The organism is Vibrio hibernica, assembly GCF_015223435.1.
Classification (GTDB): domain Bacteria; phylum Pseudomonadota; class Gammaproteobacteria; order Enterobacterales; family Vibrionaceae; genus Vibrio; species Vibrio hibernica.
The window spans coordinates 1-1,283 of record NZ_VHKO01000124.1 but is presented as its reverse complement, the minus strand read 5'-3'; the positions used below and the strand labels follow the sequence as shown (position 1 = coordinate 1,283).

General features: G+C 38.5%; 2 protein-coding genes. Both read right to left on the bottom strand.

Features of this window, described 5'->3' with window-relative positions; all coding sequences use genetic code 11:
• Nucleotides 1-732, bottom strand: a 732-nt coding sequence (locus FH976_RS15755) for an IS3 family transposase (protein ID WP_228767485.1), incomplete at its 3' end; no start/stop codon positions are given.
• Nucleotides 729-1,238 (bottom strand): helix-turn-helix domain-containing protein, encoded by a 510-nt coding sequence (locus FH976_RS15750; protein ID WP_194091718.1) that lies wholly within the window; start codon nt 1,236-1,238, stop codon nt 729-731. The genes FH976_RS15755 and FH976_RS15750, both read right to left, overlap by 4 nt.
• Between the last annotated feature and the right edge of the window lie 45 nt (nt 1,239-1,283).

Below are 1,283 nucleotides of genomic sequence, written 5' to 3'. Positions count from 1 at the left end.
CTGCTTTGCATTGTCAAAATGGTAACCGTGGTACATTTCTGTTTTTAAAAGGGCGAAAAAGTTTTCCGCTACAGCATTATCAAGACAATTTCCCTTTCTCGACATACTTTGCTTAATCCCTTTTTCCTTCAGTTGATTACGATATCCTTGATGTTGATATTGCCACCCTTGATCGCTATGTAGAATCAGTGATGATGCTTGACCTAATTTCATCGTAGCTTCCTCTAACATCTCGGTGACGATAGGCAATTTAGGTGAGGTCGCGACAGTATGACTAATCACTTCTTGGTTGAATAAATCGATAATAGGAGATAAATACACTTTCTCACCCGCCACCTTAAACTCAGTCACATCCGTCGCCCATTTTTCATTTGGCTTAGTCGCGACAAAATCTCGCTTAATAATATTCGGTGCGATACGTCCAATAGCACCTTTATGAGAACGATATTTCTTTGGTCTTACGGTCGATTTTAGTCCTAGTTTTGCCATTAAACGCTGGACCGTTTTATGGTTTAAATAGATACCTTCTCTATGCAAAGCATAGCGAATACGTCGATAACCATAGCGACCTTTATGTTGATGAAATATCCTTTCAATACTCCTCATCTCGCTAGCGTAAGGTTCCGGAGACTTCAAAGCTTTGCATTGATAGTAATACACACTTTTAGGCAATCCTATGGATTGCAGCAAGTGTTGAATTTTATGTTTGTGTTTTAGAGCTTGAACAGTCAACGCTTTTTCTTTGTTGCTTGACGTTTTAACCTGTCCAGCTCCTCTAACTTTTTTAGAACAGCATTCTCCGCCCTCAAATAAACCAGCTCTTCTTTTAATTCATCTAAAGACATTTCTTCATCAGATTTAGTCGGTCGTTTATTGGATTGAGATTTCATAGAGGGTCTACCTTTGGGTCGGGAATGTAAGCCTTGAATACCTGACTGATTATAATATTTTAACCAAACAGAGATAGTCCCAGGTGATGATAAATTGAAGGCAGCACTAGTCTGTCTAATAGACCAATTATTTTCCCACATTGATTTTAATACGGATAATTTAAAATCAACCTTATTATTATAATGAAGCGGTAAAAATGAAGATGTGCCATGGATTAGATAGACTGAAGCCCAGTATCGGATTTGCTTAGAATCAATAGAGAACTCTTTGGCAAGAGTTCCAGAAGATTCTCCGTCAAGACAGCGTTGTGCGATGCAGAGTTTTAATTCTCTGGTGTATTTAGACATAAATACCCCCCAATGTTGATTGTCCAACTATTGGGGGTCAGTTCA